The sequence below is a fragment of the Polyangium jinanense genome, from assembly GCF_028435365.1.
The window spans coordinates 141003-158480 of record NZ_JAGTJJ010000005.1 but is presented as its reverse complement, the minus strand read 5'-3'; the positions used below and the strand labels follow the sequence as shown (position 1 = coordinate 158480).

The window sequence follows — 17478 nt, the reverse complement described above, 5'->3', positions numbered from 1 at the left end:
GTTACTACGTACCACGGACAGACGGTGTCATGCCATGGACGGTTTCGTCAGAAACTTGCTTCGTCGTCGCCGCAACGGTGACGGTTCCGTTTCGTTGTGTTGGTCCGGCTCATGTGGTGGATTGAGCCGGCGGTTCCCATCCATTTGCAAATTTGTTCTCGAAGCGCATCCGCGTCCTGCCATGAACTACGACGACTTCATTCGAACGCGCCGCTACGTCGAAGACGCGCGAGCTGTGCTCCCCTGGTGGGAGGAATCCTGGGAGCCGTTGCTGCGGCGCGTCTGCGAACGCCGAGCGTGGTCGTATCCGGACGTGATCGGGGCCTATGTCTACGGCCTTCCCGACGAGCCGCTCGTGATCTTCGACGCGAAACATACGGCCGGTCGATGGCTCCTCGATCTGGAGGATTCGGATCTGTTTGGCGACGACCTGGACGCGCTCGAGCGGTCCCTGTTCGAGTGGGCGGGTGAACCTTACGATGAGGAAGAGTGGCAGAGGTTCGTCGCGTCGTGGCGGGGGTGAGGCCGTCACCGCACGCAGCGACCGAGCCACCGCCGCGCGTTCTCGCCGAGGATTTTTTGCAGCAATGCCGCAGGCAGCGCCTGTCCTCGATAAGGTGCCGGTGACAGGCCTCCCAGCGGGTTTTGCCGCCAGAAGGTGAAGCTCTCGTCGCGCAAGAGGCCGAGGTTCGCGCTCACCTGCATGTCCCATTCGTCCTGCCAGGTCGGTCCCGCGCGGACCGTCACGAGGTCGCTGCCGAAAAGAAAGCGCTTCGGTGTCTTTTCGAGGATCTTCCGGAGCCGGTCGTGCTCCTTTTCGAGATAGGTAAAACCCTGCGCGGCGGCGTCGCTGGAGCCGTGGCTCGTGTCGAAGAGCAGCGACGGGAATGCATCGCGGATGGCTTCGAATCGGTCGAGGTCCGTTCGGCTCCCGCATAGGTGCGGGCATACCGCGCGTAACTTCGGGAAGGCGCGCAGGACTCCCTCGAGCTCGCCGCGGAAGCGCACCGTATTGACGTGCACGAGGACGGGGACGCCGCGCTCTTCCATGCGCGCGAAGAGCGGACGGTGCGCGGGATCGTCGAGCGGCCGCTCGTGGAACGCGTGATGCCCGTCGTAAAGCTTGACGCCGCACGCGCCGCGGGCGAGCAGGGCATCGAGGGTTTCGGGCTGGTCGTGGGCGAGATCGAGTGTCACGAATGGGATGAGCCGCGTCGGATGCGCCGCAGCCGCCGCGAGCACCACCTCGTTGCCGCGTTGATATCCGGCGAGCCCCTTGCCGCCGCGCCCGGCCGTCGCATCCGGGGTCGCGAGAACCACGGCGCGTTTGACGCCCTTCCGATCGAGCAGACCGAGAAGCGCGGGGACGGCCTCCATATCGGTCAGGTGGACGTGTGCGTCGAGGATCGTGCCGTCGTCCGGGGCAGGCGTGGTCGAGGCGGCGGGTGGAGGTGGGTTTTCACTGCGGCATGCGGAAAGCGCGGTCACGAGGAGCAGGGCGAGCGCGCAGGGGCCGCGGCGGGCGTGCATGAGATTCGACGGTAGCGGGGTTTTCGACTGGACCACAAGGGGCAAGGCGGGAGCGCCTCGTGAAAAGCGCCACGTCAGATCGGAGCAGGATTTGATCACGTCACGTGTTCTCGTGCAGGGAGGTTTCCGTTACCGTGTTTCCGGGTCCTCCGAGGATGGGGGACCCGAAGGAAGACGAAGATGCAATCGCAAAGAAAATTTACACTGTCGTGCCTGCTCGCCATGGGCGCCGTCGGCGTCGCGGCCTGCTCGGTCGCGCCGGCGCCGGAGCGTATCGAAGACGTGGGGAGCAACGAGCTCGTGGTGGCGGGGCCGGGCGTCGGGGTCTGTAACCAGAGCGATCCCTACGAGAAGAACAACAAGCAGGCGACCGCCACGGGCCTGAATTATAGCTGGATCTATTTCGAGCCGGCGAACCCCGACTACTGGTGGTCCGTGGACACCGGCGGCGCATATACGGGCGCGTCTGCGTCGATCTGCAAGAACGACGAGGACTGGTACTTCGTGTCGACCTCGAATTTGCCCTACGCGCCGGGCTGGCTCTCGATCCGCGCGAAGGCGGCCGGCGCCTCGCATTGCCCGATGCAGGTGTACGAGGAAGACGGCGAGACCTGGACGTCGGGCTACGATCCGCCCGCGGGGCCCGAGAACACGATCCAGATCGACGTCTACAGCGCCGGCACGTTGCAGCTCGTGGCCTCGGCGCAGAGCAACATCGGTCGCATCTTCCTCGACACCTACAACGGGCCGCTGGATCAGGACCTGTACCTGCGCGTTCATGGGCCGAAGGAGGCCCATTACGGCTACGAGCTCTCCGTCGCGGTGCAGACCGACGCGTTCGAGGACGAGTGCGAGTCCTGAGCCACATCGACGTTCGCCACGTCGAACGTCTCCGTGCTTCTCGCTTGCCCTGACTTCGCGAAACGATCATAAAGCGGCATCATGAACGGCGCGCTGGTAACGACCGAACGGCTCACCCTCCGCAAACTGACGCTGGCAGACGCGCCGTTCATCTTCCGCCTGGTCAACGACCCTGACTTCCTCGTGTACATCGGTGATCGGGGCGTGCGGGCGCTCGAGGACGCCGAGGCGTACATCCGCAACGGGCCGATCGGAAGTTACGAACGGCACGGGTACGGCCTCTGGGGCGTCGCCCTGAAGGAAACGGGGGAGCTGATCGGCATGTCGGGGCTCTTGAAGCGCGAGCAGTATGCCGATGTCGATATCGGTTATGCGTTTCTGCCGGAGTTCCGCGGCGGCGGGTATGCCTTCGAATCGGGATCGGCAGTGCTCGGGCTCGCGAGCGAGGTGTTCGCGCTTCGCAGGGTGATCGCGCTCGTCGCGCCGGCGAACGCCGCCTCGATCGGCCTCCTGAAGAAGCTCGGTTTCACCCGTTCGGCAATGCAGGCCGTGGACCCGGACAACACGGTGATCTACGAGCGAAGCCTCGGCGGCGACTGAGGATTCCGGAGTGGCTTCATTCGCCGGTTTGGCGAGTTGCACGCTTTGCTTGCTCGGCCAGCGCTCGTACAGCTTCTCCGGACAGGAGCACGTACACCGGCGTTTTCGGATCCCGGTATACGTTCAACGCAATGGCCGTACCCTGTTTGCCCGCCATGACGATCAGGTCCAGAGGCCGCATCGCAGCGATGCCGAACGACCCCGGTGGCCGTTGAAGGTCGGCGGCCATCCAATGGAGCGAGCGCAGATCGGGAAACGCGGGCAGCGCCGGCCCCACATCGGGAAACGAGCGCAGCTCGAGCGAGCGATTCTTCGGAGCGCCCACGAGGAGCAGAGGGATCGGGCGGACGAGGAGCTCCCGGTAAAGCTTCTGCAGCGCTTCCTCGCTGCCGCGCGCCGCATCGACCTCGAGGAGCAGGCTGGAGAGCCGCGGAGCCCGCACCACCGGCTCGAGGTCGGGGCTCGCGGCGGGCGAGCCGATGCGTTTCGCCAGGTAATCACGCTCCTCCTCTTCCAGACGCTCGATGCGCGGCTTGTCGTTCGCGGCCTCCGCGCGATCTTTCTCCGCGTTCACGGCTCGGATGTACGCGTCCACCGGCCCCTCGACCGTCGCGTACGGCTGTCCTCCGAGCGCCGAGAGGATCATGCCTTCCGGGCGGTGCACCTCTACGACAATGGTGCGCTGCTCGCTTTCGGGGCGCATCACCGGGATGCCGAGGTTCCCGAGGAGCCCGACGAACGCGCGTGCCTGGGGGAAATCGTCGTCGACGACGTACACCCATTGCGGGACCCGCGGCTCCCGCTGTCTGCCAATGCGATAGAAATGCCGGAGCAACACCTGCAAGCGCGCGGGGGCCTCGGTCCACGCCTTCGCGCTGCCCTGATGGAATGTCCACACGACCGGACACTCGGTGGGCGAGACCTGAGGCTCGGCAGGTGCGAAGAGATCCGAGAGCCGAAAAGCCCCGGGGCCGTCGGCCAGGAGAGCCCGGGATGGTTCGTCGCGCAGCGCGTTTTTTACGGCGTGAGAGAGCTCGTCGAGCTCACGGACGGGATCGTCGCTGGCCGTGCCGAGGTTGGCGAGCCAGACTCCTCCGTCGGAGCGAACCAGGCAGGGCTCCGGCGAAGCGCCGAACAGCTTGAGCTGATGCCCCTCGGGCACGACGACCCGTGCTGGTTCCATGGCCGCGGCGCGTGCGTCCCCGGCCGGCTGCGGCGAAGGCCGAGCCGGCTCCTTCTTTCGCCAACGATCGAACCACCCCATCGCTCGATGCTACCATCCTGGGAGATCGCCTGACAATCTCGAACGAGTCCCTCCGGTTGCTCGCACGGCAAAACCTGGATAGGATGCGGGACACGATGTCGAAGGCTCTTCAACGAGGGCGCATCGCATGACCGACGCCAAGATCCAAGAGCGCCTCGTGACGATTCGCGCGAAGCTCGATCGCCTCGACGCCAACCTCGATCCAAAATCGATCGCGCGGCTTTGCGCACCGGCTTAGCGATTGGCGCGCTGGGTAGTGGAATGGGAACGTACGTGGCAGTCCTCCTCGGCGACGAAGCACAGAGGGCCTCCTGGCCAGAGAGCTTCCTCAGCCGGCTGCGCGAATGGGGGATCCGGCTCGTGCCCCTCGCGGAAGGGCGTTTCATGCTCTCCACGTTCAGCAATTCAACCTATGGTGCAGTCGAGTTCCTCGGCCCCGAGGCTGGGGGCGCACGTTTTTCGGGGGAAATTTGGGCGACGATGCCCTCGCCGTGCCCGTTCCTCGACGACCTCGCGATCTTGGGATTCGTCGCGTGGGAGGAGTGGGAATCCGATCCTGCCGCGCGCCAGGAATGGCTCATCCCTCTGGTGAAGGAGGGAAAAGGCTTCATTGCCGAGCCCGGCACCGGCCGATACCGAAGCGCTGTGATCGAGCTTCGCGCCAGCGCCACCGGACTGCTCAGCAAGTACGGCTTCGAAGATGGGGACATCTTTCTCACGCGCGACGAGAACGGGCGGAAGGGCTACCGGGGGGCGCTCTGCCGCGATATGGAGCGGACGCTGGCCGCCCACGGCCTCCATACCTACGTCGGTGGGCCGGAGGTCACTTGCCACAACCTCTGCCGGAGCTATCACGGCTTCTTCCTCGACGCCGCCCGCACGATTCCTCTCGAAGACGAGGACGAGATCTACAGGCGGCTCTCGGACATCACGGTCCAATTTTGGGGCTACGACTTCACCATCGAGGACGATCCCATGTTCAAGGACGATGACGAGGACGAAGAGGCTCGCTCGACGCCGCTGCCCGAAACAGTCGAAGGCTAGGAGCGCCTTCGCGAACCGAGGATACGAGCCATGGGTTGGGCTACTGGATACATCATCAAACTTCGCGCCGGGCAGGTCGTCTCCTTTCGCCCGCGGGGCAACTCCATGTCACCGCGGATCGAGTCCGGCCAGCTCTGCACCGTGGAGCCCGTCGACCCACGCGACATTCGCCCCGGCGACATCGTCCTGTGCAAGGTCCGCGGCACCGAATATCTGCACTTCGTCAAGAGTGTCCAGGATGGGCGTTTCCAGATCGGGAACAACCGCGGGCACATCAATGGGTGGATCGGCCACAATGCCATTTTCGGGCGGCTCGTGAAGGTCGAGCCCTGAGGCGGAGCGGCGGGTGGGTCGTGGAGGGGTGGCTTGCACGGGCCGCCCACGAATGAGCTTGACAAGAGCACGCCCGACCGCTTACTCCCCGCCCCGGCTTCAGGGACGTTCCTTCATGAACCAGTTCGCAACAGGCACCAGGCCATTCCTGGGCACCCTTCGTTTGAGCCGCGTCGAGGAATTTTACGGCAACACCATTGCCCTCGTCGCGCTCGGGACCATCTTCAATCCTCGACTCTCGGCAGGCGACATCGTCCTGCTCTTCACCGGCAATCTTCTGCTCACCATCTTCGCCTTTGCCATCAACGACGTCGAGGACGCCGAGGACGACAGCAAGGATTCGCAGAAGGTCGTTCGCAACCCGATCTGCGCCCATCTGCTCACGCCTGGACAGGCGCTCGCGCTGAGCTGGCTCTCCGCGTTCGCCGGCCTCGCGCTCCTTTGGCCCTTTGGGGCGCGCGTGGTCCTCCTGGGCGCGTTGAACGTGGCTCTCGGATTCCTGTATTCGTACCGGAGAATTCGGCTCAAGGCCGTGCCCTTCGTCGATCTCGTTTCCCACGGCCTCTTTTTGGGTACGCTTCAATTTCTCACCGTCGCGTACGCCCGCGCCCCCGAGCTCCCTCCTTCGGCCGCACTCGGCGCCGTCTTCATCTGCACCATCTCCATGGCGGGCGACCTGTGGAACGAGATCCGCGATTTCGAGGTCGACCGGGAGACGGGCATCCGCAACACCGCCTCGTTGTTCGACGTCCGGCGCATCGAGCCCATTCTGCCTCACCTCTTCGTCTGGCCCTCGATGGGCGTAGCGTCGCTCGTGCTTCTGAGCCTCTCGGGAACACAAAGGCTCATCGTCGGGCTCGCCGTGGCAGTGCTTTGTCTGGTCTTCGTGCTCCTGCCTTCGAGCCTGAAGAAGCGAATGGTGACCGATCAGGCGCAATGGCTCGCAGCGCTCGCGGGCCTCTTGCTCCTCGTGATATGCCGCGTCACCTCCGCGGCGCCGTAGAACCATGCGGATCCATTGGCTGGATGCTCTCTTTGCCCGGGTCGTCTTGTCGCGATCCCCGCGGTATTTTTCCGATGGGTGGGGGCCCCTTTCGGAGCTCGAGGTGCTCCTCGAGCCGCCTCGGACGCCGGCCGACCTCCACGACCTGACGCTCGGGCCCGCGCGTCGCGAGGGACCGCTTTTCGTGCAGGAGGGGCGCTTCGAGAGCCCCGCGGCGAGAGAGTCCATGCCTCCCGCTTGCCATGAGGCGCGCTTTCAGCTCGTGCTGCCCGCCGGCACCGGCGCGCGTCCAGCCGTGTGCCTTTTGCTTTCCGCCTCGGGAGACGAAGGGTTTGGCCAGCGCCGCTCGCTCGCGAAGGATCTCGCGCGGCACGGGATCGGGGCGCTGCTGCTCGAAAACCCTTATTACGGCGCGCGTCGACCGCCGGGGCAACGGGGCGTCGCGGTGCGTACGGTCATCGATTTGTTGCTCATGTTTCGTGCGGCCGCCATCGAGTCACTTGCCCTTCTGCAATGGCTTCGCGCGCGAGGCCACGACCGCCTCGGGATTTCGGGATTCAGCATGGGGGGCAGCCTCGCCGCCTACACCGCTGCACTCTCGAAAGAGCCCCTCGCCGTGATCCCTGTCGCCGCCGCGCATGCCGTGGCTCCCATTTTCGAAGCGGGCGTGCTTTCCGATATGGCCGACTGGAGGGCCCTGGGGTCGAACGTCGGTGCTTCCCCCGCCATTCGCAGGCGTCTCTGTGACGTCCTCGCGCCGGCGTCCATCACCGCGCTGCCTCCGCCCCCCGTCCTCCGCAGCGCCATTCTCCTTGCCGCGCGGGAGGACGGCTTCGTCCCACCGAGCTCCACCGAGCGCCTCGCCGAGCATTGGCGAGGCGCCGAGGTGCGTCACGTACCCGGTGGACATGTCAGCGCCTCGCTCACCCAGCGCAAAGCCATCGTCCGCGCCGTATGGGATGCATTCTCGCGGCTTGCGCCGAGCGCCGTCGCATGACGAGCGCCATGAAAAAGATCCTGCTTCTCCACGCGTCCGCCGGCGCTGGCCATCGAAAGGCCGCCGAGGCCATCGACCGCGGCCTCCGGAAGCGCGGGTTTGCTCCAACGATCGCTGATGCGCTCGCATATACGAACCCGGTTTTCCGACGAGCGTACGTCCGCGGCTACGACCGCATGGTCCGAGAGCACCCGAAGCTCTGGGCCACGTTGTTCGATCTCACCGACACGCCTTCTCTGCGCCCGATGATCCAGGGCGTTCGCCGCCTGGGCCACGCGCTGAGCACCCGACCGCTGGTGAAATGGGTGGAGGAAAACCAGTTCGATACGATCGTCTCCACGCACTTCTTGTCGACCGAGGTCGTGGGGGACCTGCGCCTGCGGGGAGCGATTGGCGCGCGGCTCGTGACGGTCGTGACAGATTACGACGTGCACACGATCTGGCTCTCGAAAGGCGTCGACCTCTATCTCGTCGCATCGGAGTCCACGAGGAGAAAGATGCTCGCGCTCGGCGTCGAACCCGAAAAAGTCGCCGTGACGGGCATCCCTGTCGACGAGACGTTCGTGATTCCGCGCGACCGAGCGAGCACGCGTCGCCGGCTGGGACTCGATGCGGACAGGTTCACCCTCCTCCTGTCGACGAGCTCGTTCGGATTCGAGCCCATCGAGCAGCTCGCCGCGCTTTTGCAGGATTTTCAGATCATCGTCATCTGCGGGCAGAACGAGGCGCTGTACCGCCGCATGTGCGCCAATCGTTGGCCTCTGCACGCGATCCACCGCTTCGTTCACAACATGGATGAAATGGTCGCGGCCTCCGATGTCGTGATCACCAAGCCTGGAGGCCTCACCATTGCCGAGGCGCTGGCGAGTCGGGTTCCGCTGGTCTTCTTCAGCGCGATTCCTGGGCAAGAGGAGCGCAACGTGCGCGTCCTCGGCGAGCATGGAATCGGTTCGTCCCCGGGGAGCCTCCAGGCAATTGCCTCCGAGATCAGGCGCCTTTCATCTTGCCCGGCCGCACTGCGCGAGGCCCGCAGCCGGACGGCGGCGCTCGCTCGCCCCGATTCCGTGGCAGCCATCATCGAGCATCTCGTCGGCACGTCCGGCGGGGCCCTGGCCACGGAAGCGGGCATTCAGGGGTGCACGCTCTGAGCGCAGGGACGCGCTCTCAATGCGCGAGCAGCCACTGCGAGAGCGGCTCCCACGCGAGCGCAGGCGCGTCCTTGGCGTAGAGCAGGTCGCCATGGCCGAAGTCTTCGGGCTCGCTGTCCGCCGGGAGGCGGCGGACGACATGCGTGGTGACGTCGGTGGAGCCGACGACCGTGGTCGTGTAAAGGCCGTGATCACCAAAACCGCCGGCGGCGCCGAGGTAGAAGAGCGGGACCGTGATATCGGCGAGGTGGTCGTCGAGCGGCAGAGGCGCCTCGCCGCACCAAAGCGCATCCCGATCGGCGGCCTCCACGAGCGATTGGTGCGGCGGGGAATGCGCGAGCCAATCGTTGATCAGCGCCTCGGGCGCATAACGAAGCTCGCTCGGCGCGCCGTCCGTGAAGACGCCTGCGATGAGGTGGTATTTCGGCTTGGGCTCGTAGAACAGGTACGTCTGCGTCACGAAGCCGAGAAACACCTCATGGTTCGAATAGCCGTCGTAGAACGGCGACGGGTCCGCGGGGGCGGAGGCAGCGAGCTCGGCGACGGGCTGGAAGAAAGCGCTGTTGTCGCTATCCACCACGCCCTGCGCGACCAGGTCTCGCTCCTCTGCGGCAGCGTCGCAGGCCACTTGCCTGCTGACCTCGTCCTCGGGGGCCACCTTCGCATAGATGTCGATGGGGACGATGCCTTTGATGTGTTGCTGCGCCGGCGGTTTCTGTGTCTCCTCGGCGGCATAGAGATAGGTGATCTGCGCGCCGCTGCTGAATCCGCCCAGGAACAAGGGATCTTGGCCCGCGCCGGTCAGGCCGCGGAGCGAGCGCGCGAAGAGCAGCGCGCGCCCCGTGTCCGAGACCGCTTGCACGACCCCCATCTCGGCGAAGTCGGAGAAATCGGCGCCGTCCTTGGGCGCCGTGGTCCAGCGTCGATCGAGGCCCCATACATCGATCCCGCGTCGGGCCAGATAGACGGCGAGATCCTGGTCGGGCGCTGCGGCGGCGCTCGTCAGCGAGGGCGCGAAATTCGTGTCGAACGTCGCGAAGTCGCCGTGCAGTAGCAGAATCGCGTGGGCCTCGGGGCGCGCTCGCCAGGGGGCGTCCTCGCGCACGATCCGGTGCACGCGGATGCGCGCATTGGGAGTATCCCCTACCTTCACCAGGAAACTGTAATGGTAAACATCCTCGGTGATCGGCTCGCGCTCCAATCCGGTCACCTGCGCCTCGACGGCCGACGCCGACGTCCCCGCGGCGTCTCGCAGCACCTCCTCGTCGTCCTGCACCGGCACCGGCACCGGCACCGTCTCCGTCGTGCATCCACTCGCCGTGACAACCAACCATCCCAGCACGACCGGCATGCGCAGCGCGCCGAGAGCATTCGTTCTTTTCATCTGCGTTCTCCTTGCCCGATGCGCCCAAGCACATTGCATGCCGGAGGCTTTGGAAGGCATGGCCATGTACTTGTTATCGGAAGTACTCGGCAGTTTGCGCAAATTTGCGCGAACTGCGCGTGCTCGATTCGGGCAGCAAAGCCCGCGAGTGTGCTGCAATGCTGGCGATCTTTCGTTGGGGGCGAGATTCGTGCGGTTCGAGACCAAGACGGATCGGGAGTAACTCGAGCCGCGCATCTTGCACGAGGCGGCGCCCGCACCGAGGAAGCTCTGCAACGAGAACGTGTGTCGGCAAGGTGACGCACCGCAGCAGACGGACGGACTGTACAAATTTTTCAAATTTCCAAAGTGCCTGGCGCAGATCGGCGATATGCTGGGGCCATGCGTCCTTGGTATGCGACAGTATTTTTCGCGTTTGCTGCCGTGAGCTGCGGCGGTACCGGCCTCGAAACCCCCGTGCCGCACTTCGACCCTCCCAGCGCCACCACCCTTCCGGCGGTAAACTCGCTCGTCAAGGTGATCAACCTGGACGACGAGCCCGTGATCTGTTTCACCACCGACGGCACTGTGCCAGAGTGGAATGGGGGGAATTGCAAGAACCGGCTCGATACGAGCCGTCAAATTGCAGTGCCCTCGTGCGGATTCAATGTGATCCGTATCGCGTGGTCGAAGGGCACGGACGAGGCCAACTACAAGGTCGAGAGTGAAGAGTGCGACGCGAGCTGCGAGCCGGTGTTGCCGTGGTCGAACGAGGAGCTCGTGCGCGCATTCGCAATCTGGCAAGACGAAACGAAGTGCCTCCTGAACGGTTGCGAGAACCCGTCGGGCACGGGCGACTGGCTCGAGCAGTGCGACTCCGGGAAAGTCGCCTGGGACGTGAGCCTGAGCGGCTTGCGCGCGATCAGCAAGTTTACCTATGACGCCTGCGCTCACGCCGTCACCATCGACGTCGAGGAAGGCGGAATGACCGTCCCGCGGAAGATCAACCTCGTCGTCACGGGCACGCTGATCCAGGACACCGACTTCAGCGGCAATGGCAACGAGGGCGGGACCGTGACGGTGTCAGGCGATTACACGGGCACCGTCACGTCGCGCATCGTGCTCGGCGACAAGAAGCGCAACGGCGGCGCCTTCGACGCCGGATGCACGGCCGATCCGCTGGAGGGGAAGGAATGCGCCCCCGCGGGCGCGAAGATCGCGTACGACTTCCCGAACTGGAGCTGCCATGGCAACATCTGCCCGGTCGCAATCGCGGGCTCCTGCCAGGCGTCCGATTCCGATGGCGACGCCATTCCCGACACCACGGACAATTGTCCCGAGCTGGCGAACACCGATCAGTCCGATGTCGATCACGACGGTGTCGGCGACGTCTGCGACGATCAGTCGAACTTCGTCGTCATTCGATTCAAGGTGGGAGAACGGTGCATGATTCTCGGCGACGGCAAGGTCGAGTCCACGAGCACGTGCGAGCCGACGGATCCCCGGCAGCAATGGGAGATGTTCCCCGACGGCGATGCCTTCGGTTTCCGCAACGTTTCGAATGGGGAGTGCGTGAGCCAGTCCGGCATTCTGGCCGGTCCGTGGACGGTGGTCACCGCCCCGTGCGATGGCACCGACGAGCAGCGGTGGAAGCTCGAGGCCTACGACCAGGGCGGCCTCGATGCGAACTTCCCGATTCGCCTGCACAACGTCGCCGACAACTTCTGCGTGTACACCGATTTGACGGGCGAGGTCTACGGCACGGTAAGCAATTGCGGGCTCGCAGGGACCGAGTCGAACCGGAAGGTCGGGCTGTATTACGGCGGGGCGTTCGACAAGCCTCCGTACCAGCCCTGAAGATCAAGACCTGCGTGCAAGTCGAAATCGCTCGCCCTCAAAATTGGCAGGCGGAGGCGAGCTTCGGGTACCGATAAAGGCCGAGGAAGCACATCTCGTCGTCGGAGCTCGTGCCGAAGCCGAGCGTCTTCGAGGTCGTGTTCATGTACGAGCATTCGTAGTGAATGCGGTCGCCCGCGAGGACCTGAACCGGCGTGATCGGATAGTTCTTTTGCTCGGTGAAGCTGAACGGGGCGTCGTGGAGGGTGACCTCGCCGGCGCCCGTCTGGTGTGTCACCCGCATATGCGTGCCGTATTTGTGCATGTGGGGCCATACACTCATGAGGGTCGCGTCGCCCGGAAAGGTGCAATCGCCTTGCACGGAACCGGGGCTGTTCGGGGGCACGGAGATGCCGGGCGCGCCGGGCATGATCATCTCGGCTTCCTGCTTGACCTCGGAGGGATCGAGGGTCTTGACGAGCGTGCCCGAGATGCCGGGCAGGGGATCCGTGGTTGTATTGAAAAGGTGAAGGTTCAAGAGGAGCTGTGTCCCCGCCGGAATCTTGAGCGCGACCCCTTCGGGGAAAACCAGGTCATCTGTGCCGACGCCCGAGGCGAAAAGCAAGCTCTGGTCGAGCGTCGGTCCGCAGACGCTTTCGCTGTCCGGCGAACTTCCCGAGGCCCACAAGAGCAGCGTGTGATGCGTCCCCGTCGAGCCGAGGGGGCGGAAGGCATTGATGTAGAGATCCTCGTGGAAGGTCTTGGTCGCGCACCAATAATTCTCGATGCCTCCGCCGATCTCCCACTTCGTGTCGATGAGCGTCGTCCACCCATCCGTGCTGGTGCCCGAGGTCGTTGCCGGTGGGTTTTGTTCCTCCACCACGTGCGCACCACAGCCGACGAGGCCCGCGCATGCGAGCACCAGCGAACCTACTGCGAGCTGAACTCCGAGCCGTCGTGTCATCATAACGGCCAGTATACTCCCTCACCGTGGATGCGGCGGGAAGAATGGATGCGGGTGGCGAACGCGCGGCCCTGACTCCGCGCGTCAATCCCCCGTTCCCTCGAGCTGCCAGAGCACGAACGTGTCGCCCACGAGTGCCGCGAGGCGGCTTCCCGTGGTCGAGAGCGCGACGTGATACGGCCTTTCGCTGATCCCTACCGAGCAGAGCTCGCTGCCGGACAGGTTATCGTAGATGCAGATGGCACCTCGCTCGTACCCGACGGCGGAGAGTCGTCCGGTTCCGTCGAATGCGATGCGGTTGCTGGTGTTCTCGTCGAGGGCGAGCACGCGCTCGGCGCGCGTCGAGCTCGTATCGTAAAGCCATATCTCGCCAACGTCGCCGGCCATCACGTAATCGCCGCCGGGCGCCAGCAGGAAAGCCTGCGGGCGAAAGGCGCGCCTCCTCGGGGTGTGCACGCGGCTGCGCGTGGATGCGACGTCCCAGACACGAATGAAGCGCTCGTCGAACGCCGCGACCATCGAGCCGTCGTGGTTCAGCGAGATACCCGAGACGATGTCGCGATGTCCCTCGAGCATCGTCGAGCGGCCCGAGGAAGAATCCCAGAGGCGCACGTGGCCAGGGCCAAACCCGGGATTCGGGCGGACCTCGGGACGATTTTCGCCGTAATCGTAAGGCATTCCGGCGTCGTAGATCCGGAGCTCCTCCTCGTATTGCTTGCGCTCCCACGTCAGTGCGCTGCCGCCCGCGGCGACGATCCGCTCGTCTCCCGAGATCGCGAGGCAATTCAGGTAATACGGCGCCTGCGCGAGCTCGACCGAGGTTGTGCTGTGGGAGGTCGAGGTGAACACGCGGCGCTGGCCGTCGGACCAGGCCACGCGACGGCCGAGGCGAGATACGGTGGGGAGCGAGATGCGGGCGAGATCGGTCTCCAGGAGCGCCGTGGAGCGCTTCGTGGACGCGGAATGCAGGCGCAGCGAGCCGCCCGTCCTCGTCACGACGGCGTCGAAGTCGGGGAGAAGGATCGCATCGTCGTGGGCGTGCGCGGGGAGAGGGATGCGGCAGAGCTCGGTGACCTTCGGGGTGCTCATGTTCCTCACCACTGTCGCCGGGACAACGAGTTTGGGCTAAAACGATTCGTAGGGCGTGGACCGCCGAGCCCCCGCACTGCGCGTCAATCGAAAACAAGCTCCGGGAGCAAGAAGGCGAGCGCCTCGGTCTCGTCGACGAACACGGACGACTTGCCTCTCTCGCGCGTCATGCGCGCGGCCTGGAGCTTGCCCGTGGCACTTGCGACGAGGATCGCCGAGCGTACGAATCCCGAAAGGAGCCGCGCGCCGGCCTCGTTCACGCGCCGCTCCGTCTCGCGATCGGTCGCCATGGGCGCCTCCCGCGAGTCGAGCAGCAGGACGAATTGGGGGCGCATGAGCGGCGGGAAGAACCGGTCGAAAAACGCGAGTAGGTCCGCCGTGGCCTCCTCGTCGAGCGGGATGTCGGTCCGGCGGATTCGCACGAGTTTCCCGCCTGCCTCCCGCAAAACCACGAACTGGCTCGACCGGAAGACCTCGCCTTCCGCGAGCCTTCCCCTGCTGCTGGTGCTGCTCGCCATGACGAACCTTTCCATCGCATACGAAGGCGGGTGTCGGCAAGGGAAGAGCAGCGACGAAACCGGGCTCGATGAAGCGGTGCGTCGGGACGACTACTTCGGCGACGCGTCGTTCGTAACTTTCCCTTTGGGATGCGTGCGAGATTCGTCTCGCATGCTCTTCACGATTTCGACGAGGGCCTTCAGCTTGGGCTGCTCCTGCATGCGCGCGGGAAAGTAGAGGCAGAGCCCCGGGCCGGGGGTCACGAAGGGTTCGAGCACGCGCTCGAGTCGGCCCTCGGCGACGGCGTCGTCGATCGATTCGTCTGGCACGTACGCGAGCCCGGCACCTTCGAGGGCGAGCGCGACCATGAGCCCGATGTCGTTGACGACGACGTTCCCGGGAACGTCGACCGTCATGGGTTTGCCCTGCCGCTCGAATTCCCATCGATAGACGACGCCGGTCGTGATCATGCGCTGGCGGATTCCCTGATGGCGGAGCAGATCCTCGGGTTTGCGTGGCCGTCCCGCACGCGCGATGTAGCTCGGCGCAGCGACGACCGACCACGCGGATTGTTTCGTCATGGGCACGCGCACCATGTCCTTTTCGACGGCGTTCCCGAGCCGAATACCGGCGTCGAAGCCGGCTTCCACGATATCGACGAACGCGTCATCGAGCGATATCTCCAGGGAAAGCTCCGGGTACAGCTCGCCCATGCGCGTGACGAGCGGCGGGAGCACGACGCCTCCGCTCGTGCGCGGCGCGGTGATGCGCAGCCGCCCCGAAGGACGGCCGCGAAAGTCGCCGAGTGCGGCGATGGCGTCCTCGACTTCCGAGATCGCGGGCTTCAAGCGCGCAAAGAGGTTCGCTCCCGCTTCGGTCAGCGCCACACGCCGCGTGGTGCGCTGGAAGAGCACGACGCCGAGGCGCTGCTCGAGCAGCTTGATCTTCTGGCTCATCGCCGTCGGCGACACGCCCATGCCCGCGGCGGCCGCCGTGAAGCTCTTGTGGTTGGCCACGGCGAGGAACGCGGAGAGCCCGTCGAACGTGTCGTCCATGGGAAGATTATAAACCAGAAGTTCATGACCCATCCACCACTGGCCTGATTTTCTTCACGGTCAGATGGGTCTATGTTCAACGTCGTCGAAAGGAGCTCATCATGACCACGAAGGAAACGAAGCGGGTTTGGTTCATCACGGGGGCGTCGCGTGGGCTCGGCGCGGAGATCACGAGCGCGGCGCTGGCAGCGGGCGACTTCGTCGTCGCGACCGCGCGTGATCCGAAGCGCCTTGTCGAGCGATTCGGGGATTCCGACGCCATGTTGCCCGTCGCGCTCGACGTGACGAGCGAGAGCTCGGTCGCGGCCGCGGTCGAGGCGGCGCTCGCGCGTTTCGGCAGGATCGACGTGCTCGTGAACAATGCGGGCTACGGCTTGATCGGCGCGGTCGAGGAAACCTCCGCCGAGGATGTGCGGCGTCTCTACGAGACGAACGTCTTCGGGCTCCTCACGGTCACCCGCGCCGTGCTGCCGGTGCTCAGGAAACAGCGATCGGGGCACATCCTCAATCTGTCCTCGGTCGGCGGTTACCGGTCAGGTCCCGGCTTCGGCGTCTATTGCTCCACCAAGTTCGCCGTGGAAGGGATCTCGGAGGCGCTGCACGCCGAGCTCGCGCCTCTCGGCATCGCCGTCACGATCCTGGAGCCCGGGTACTTTCGAACGGAGTTCCTGGAGGCGAAGTCGGTGGTCGATACGGATGCGACCATTGCCGACTACGCCGAGACGTCGGGCAAGGTTCGCGAACGCGCGAAATCGGTGAGCCTCCAGCAGCCCGGCGATCCGGCGCGTCTCGCGCGGGTCGTGGTCGAGCTCTCCCGCGCGGCAGAGCCCCCGCTACGGCTGCCGCTCGGCAGTGACACCGTGGCGGCCATCGAGGCGAAGAATGCATTCGTGTCGAAGGAGCTCGATGCGTGGCGCGGCGTTGCGATCTCGACCGACTTCCCGCGCTGAGGCGTCTTGGGCATCAGAGGTATCGATAGGTGCTCTTGGTGTACTCCTTGAGCCAGGGTGCGTCCAGGAACGACATGCCGAGCGCGCGGGACCCTTGCCACTGCAGGATGCCGATGCACCCCGGGTTCAATCGGTGCGGGCGCCAGAAGCTCACCGCGTTCATGTGGTAGCTCCTGGTTGCCGTGGAGAAGGAGATCTCCCGTCCCTCTTCGTGGTAGTGCCCGCAGAAGTGATACGCCGGCTGAAAGTTCACAATGAAATCTCGCACCGCAGGGGATCCGGCGCCTGCATACTTGGGGTGTATGCGGGCCGCCGCGTCCAGCGGCGGTTCATGCGACAAGAAGACGTCGAGCCTCTCCGTCAAGGCGAAGAGCCGCTTGATGTCTTGCCTGGTGTAGCACTCACCGCCGTCATTCTTGACCGGGTTGCCGGTCTCGTCCGCGATCCCTCCCAGGCCGGCGATTCGCAACGAATGACCGTCCTTCTCGTACGTGAACGGCACACCGCTCTTGAGGTAATGAATTTTCTCGAAGGCATCGACGGGCACCGGGCCGTGGTCCGTTCCCCCGAGCTCGCAGAGATAGGAAAAATCCTCATGATTGCCGCGGATGAAGATCATGTCCGCGTCGATCTTGCGGTGCTCCGCTGCCCCGGGGCCCAGCATCTCCTCGGCCTCGGGCTCTCCGTGAAAGTATGCGGTGAAGCCGAGCTCGTCCGGATCACTCTCCGCGAAGCGCTTGGTGGCCTTGTCCAATCGATAAGGCGGGGGAAAGGCGCCGAAATCGCCGACCTGCAAGATCAGATCGACCTCTTGCCCTTCCTCCTCTTGCCACCGCTTCAAGACGCGGTACGCCAGCGTGAGGTGACCGTGGGTGTCGCCCAAGATCGCGATGTTGAGGTGCTCCACCTCCATCTTGGTAAGGCAGATGCTCACATCTTGTCA

18 protein-coding genes are annotated in these 17478 nt (G+C 65.0%); 10 read left to right on the top strand and 8 right to left on the bottom strand.

Annotated features, from left to right (window positions below):
• The first annotated feature begins 34 nt into the window (after positions 1 to 34).
• Entirely contained in the window at positions 35 to 523 is a 489-nt protein-coding gene (locus tag KEG57_RS13905) for a hypothetical protein (RefSeq protein ID WP_272420258.1), read from the top strand.
• Between the two features lie 5 nt (positions 524 to 528).
• Here KEG57_RS13905 and KEG57_RS13900 read toward each other — a convergent pair whose 3' ends face one another.
• A complete protein-coding gene (locus KEG57_RS13900) occupies positions 529 to 1530 on the bottom strand; it encodes an amidohydrolase family protein (RefSeq protein WP_272420257.1) in 1002 nt (333 codons plus the stop codon).
• Positions 1531 to 1710: 180 nt separating this feature from the next.
• Here KEG57_RS13900 and KEG57_RS13895 point away from each other — a divergent pair, with 180 nt between their 5' ends.
• Entirely contained in the window at positions 1711 to 2391 is a 681-nt protein-coding gene (locus KEG57_RS13895; protein WP_272420256.1) for a hypothetical protein, read from the top strand.
• Between the two features lie 81 nt (positions 2392 to 2472).
• Positions 2473 to 2991 carry a GNAT family N-acetyltransferase gene (locus KEG57_RS13890; RefSeq protein ID WP_272420255.1) on the top strand — a complete coding sequence of 173 codons (519 nt, stop codon included), beginning with the start codon at positions 2473 to 2475 and terminating at the stop codon, positions 2989 to 2991.
• A gap of 16 nt (positions 2992 to 3007) precedes the next feature.
• Here KEG57_RS13890 and KEG57_RS13885 read toward each other — a convergent pair whose 3' ends face one another.
• On the bottom strand, positions 3008 to 4174 hold the full coding sequence (locus KEG57_RS13885; RefSeq protein ID WP_272420254.1) for a hypothetical protein: 1167 nt from the start codon (positions 4172 to 4174) through the stop codon (positions 3008 to 3010).
• A gap of 354 nt (positions 4175 to 4528) precedes the next feature.
• Here KEG57_RS13885 and KEG57_RS13880 point away from each other — a divergent pair, with 354 nt between their 5' ends.
• The 5 genes from KEG57_RS13880 to KEG57_RS13860 all read left to right on the top strand — a co-directional run bounded on the left by KEG57_RS13880 (position 4529) and on the right by KEG57_RS13860 (position 8780).
• The gene (locus KEG57_RS13880; protein ID WP_272420253.1) at positions 4529 to 5299 is read left to right on the top strand and encodes a hypothetical protein; all 771 of its coding nucleotides are present in this window, start codon (positions 4529 to 4531) and stop codon (positions 5297 to 5299) included.
• A gap of 30 nt (positions 5300 to 5329) precedes the next feature.
• Positions 5330 to 5632, top strand: coding sequence for a S24/S26 family peptidase (locus KEG57_RS13875; RefSeq protein ID WP_272420252.1), 303 nt, complete (start codon positions 5330 to 5332; stop codon positions 5630 to 5632).
• 115 nt (positions 5633 to 5747) lie between these two features.
• Positions 5748 to 6635, top strand: coding sequence for a UbiA family prenyltransferase (locus tag KEG57_RS13870; protein WP_272420251.1), 888 nt, complete (start codon positions 5748 to 5750; stop codon positions 6633 to 6635).
• 4 nt (positions 6636 to 6639) lie between these two features.
• On the top strand, positions 6640 to 7632 hold the full coding sequence (locus tag KEG57_RS13865; RefSeq protein WP_272420250.1) for an alpha/beta hydrolase family protein: 993 nt from the start codon (positions 6640 to 6642) through the stop codon (positions 7630 to 7632).
• An 8-nt stretch (positions 7633 to 7640) separates the two neighbouring features.
• Positions 7641 to 8780, top strand: a complete 1140-nt coding sequence (locus KEG57_RS13860; RefSeq protein ID WP_272420249.1) for an MGDG synthase family glycosyltransferase — start codon at positions 7641 to 7643, stop codon at positions 8778 to 8780.
• Positions 8781 to 8796: 16 nt separating this feature from the next.
• On the opposite strand, the gene KEG57_RS13855 is transcribed toward KEG57_RS13860, so the two are convergent.
• Positions 8797 to 10164, bottom strand: coding sequence for an alpha/beta fold hydrolase (locus tag KEG57_RS13855; protein ID WP_272420248.1), 1368 nt, complete (start codon positions 10162 to 10164; stop codon positions 8797 to 8799).
• Positions 10165 to 10545: 381 nt separating this feature from the next.
• Here KEG57_RS13855 and KEG57_RS13850 point away from each other — a divergent pair, with 381 nt between their 5' ends.
• A complete protein-coding gene (locus KEG57_RS13850) occupies positions 10546 to 12000 on the top strand; it encodes a thrombospondin type 3 repeat-containing protein (RefSeq protein ID WP_272420247.1) in 1455 nt (484 codons plus the stop codon).
• A gap of 37 nt (positions 12001 to 12037) precedes the next feature.
• On the opposite strand, the gene KEG57_RS55570 is transcribed toward KEG57_RS13850, so the two are convergent.
• The 4 genes from KEG57_RS55570 to KEG57_RS13830 form a co-directional block, all read right to left on the bottom strand.
• Positions 12038 to 12862 carry a monooxygenase gene (locus tag KEG57_RS55570; protein WP_272458531.1) on the bottom strand — a complete coding sequence of 275 codons (825 nt, stop codon included), beginning with the start codon at positions 12860 to 12862 and terminating at the stop codon, positions 12038 to 12040.
• A gap of 165 nt (positions 12863 to 13027) precedes the next feature.
• Entirely contained in the window at positions 13028 to 14032 is a 1005-nt protein-coding gene (locus tag KEG57_RS13840; protein ID WP_272458530.1) for a WD40 repeat domain-containing protein, read from the bottom strand.
• Positions 14033 to 14115: 83 nt separating this feature from the next.
• The gene (locus KEG57_RS13835; protein ID WP_272458529.1) at positions 14116 to 14550 is read right to left on the bottom strand and encodes a hypothetical protein; all 435 of its coding nucleotides are present in this window, start codon (positions 14548 to 14550) and stop codon (positions 14116 to 14118) included.
• A 90-nt stretch (positions 14551 to 14640) separates the two neighbouring features.
• Positions 14641 to 15585, bottom strand: coding sequence for a LysR family transcriptional regulator (locus tag KEG57_RS13830; RefSeq protein ID WP_272458528.1), 945 nt, complete (start codon positions 15583 to 15585; stop codon positions 14641 to 14643).
• A gap of 101 nt (positions 15586 to 15686) precedes the next feature.
• Between KEG57_RS13830 and KEG57_RS13825 the strand changes: the two genes are divergently transcribed.
• Positions 15687 to 16535, top strand: coding sequence for an oxidoreductase (locus tag KEG57_RS13825; RefSeq protein ID WP_272420242.1), 849 nt, complete (start codon positions 15687 to 15689; stop codon positions 16533 to 16535).
• 13 nt (positions 16536 to 16548) lie between these two features.
• Here KEG57_RS13825 and KEG57_RS13820 read toward each other — a convergent pair whose 3' ends face one another.
• The gene (locus KEG57_RS13820) at positions 16549 to 17469 is read right to left on the bottom strand and encodes a metallophosphoesterase family protein (protein WP_272420241.1); all 921 of its coding nucleotides are present in this window, start codon (positions 17467 to 17469) and stop codon (positions 16549 to 16551) included.
• Positions 17470 to 17478: the final 9 nt, after the last annotated feature.

Bases quoted from the DNA above. Each gene is read 5' to 3' on its own strand.
- KEG57_RS13905 (WP_272420258.1), top strand. From the start codon at position 35: ATGGACGGTTTCGTCAGAAACTTGCTTCGTCGTCGCCGCAACGGTGAC.
- KEG57_RS13900 (WP_272420257.1), bottom strand. From the start codon at position 1,530: ATGCACGCCCGCCGCGGCCCCTGCGCGCTCGCCCTGCTCCTCGTGACC.
- KEG57_RS13895 (WP_272420256.1), top strand. From the start codon at position 1,711: ATGCAATCGCAAAGAAAATTTACACTGTCGTGCCTGCTCGCCATGGGC.
- KEG57_RS13890 (WP_272420255.1), top strand. From the start codon at position 2,473: ATGAACGGCGCGCTGGTAACGACCGAACGGCTCACCCTCCGCAAACTG.
- KEG57_RS13885 (WP_272420254.1), bottom strand. From the start codon at position 4,174: ATGGAACCAGCACGGGTCGTCGTGCCCGAGGGGCATCAGCTCAAGCTG.
- KEG57_RS13875 (WP_272420252.1), top strand. From the start codon at position 5,330: ATGGGTTGGGCTACTGGATACATCATCAAACTTCGCGCCGGGCAGGTC.
- KEG57_RS13870 (WP_272420251.1), top strand. From the start codon at position 5,748: ATGAACCAGTTCGCAACAGGCACCAGGCCATTCCTGGGCACCCTTCGT.
- KEG57_RS13865 (WP_272420250.1), top strand. From the start codon at position 6,640: ATGCGGATCCATTGGCTGGATGCTCTCTTTGCCCGGGTCGTCTTGTCG.
- KEG57_RS13860 (WP_272420249.1), top strand. From the start codon at position 7,641: ATGAAAAAGATCCTGCTTCTCCACGCGTCCGCCGGCGCTGGCCATCGA.
- KEG57_RS13855 (WP_272420248.1), bottom strand. From the start codon at position 10,164: ATGAAAAGAACGAATGCTCTCGGCGCGCTGCGCATGCCGGTCGTGCTG.
- KEG57_RS13850 (WP_272420247.1), top strand. From the start codon at position 10,546: ATGCGTCCTTGGTATGCGACAGTATTTTTCGCGTTTGCTGCCGTGAGC.
- KEG57_RS13840 (WP_272458530.1), bottom strand. From the start codon at position 14,032: ATGAGCACCCCGAAGGTCACCGAGCTCTGCCGCATCCCTCTCCCCGCG.
- KEG57_RS13835 (WP_272458529.1), bottom strand. From the start codon at position 14,550: ATGGCGAGCAGCACCAGCAGCAGGGGAAGGCTCGCGGAAGGCGAGGTC.
- KEG57_RS13830 (WP_272458528.1), bottom strand. From the start codon at position 15,585: ATGGACGACACGTTCGACGGGCTCTCCGCGTTCCTCGCCGTGGCCAAC.
- KEG57_RS13825 (WP_272420242.1), top strand. From the start codon at position 15,687: ATGACCACGAAGGAAACGAAGCGGGTTTGGTTCATCACGGGGGCGTCG.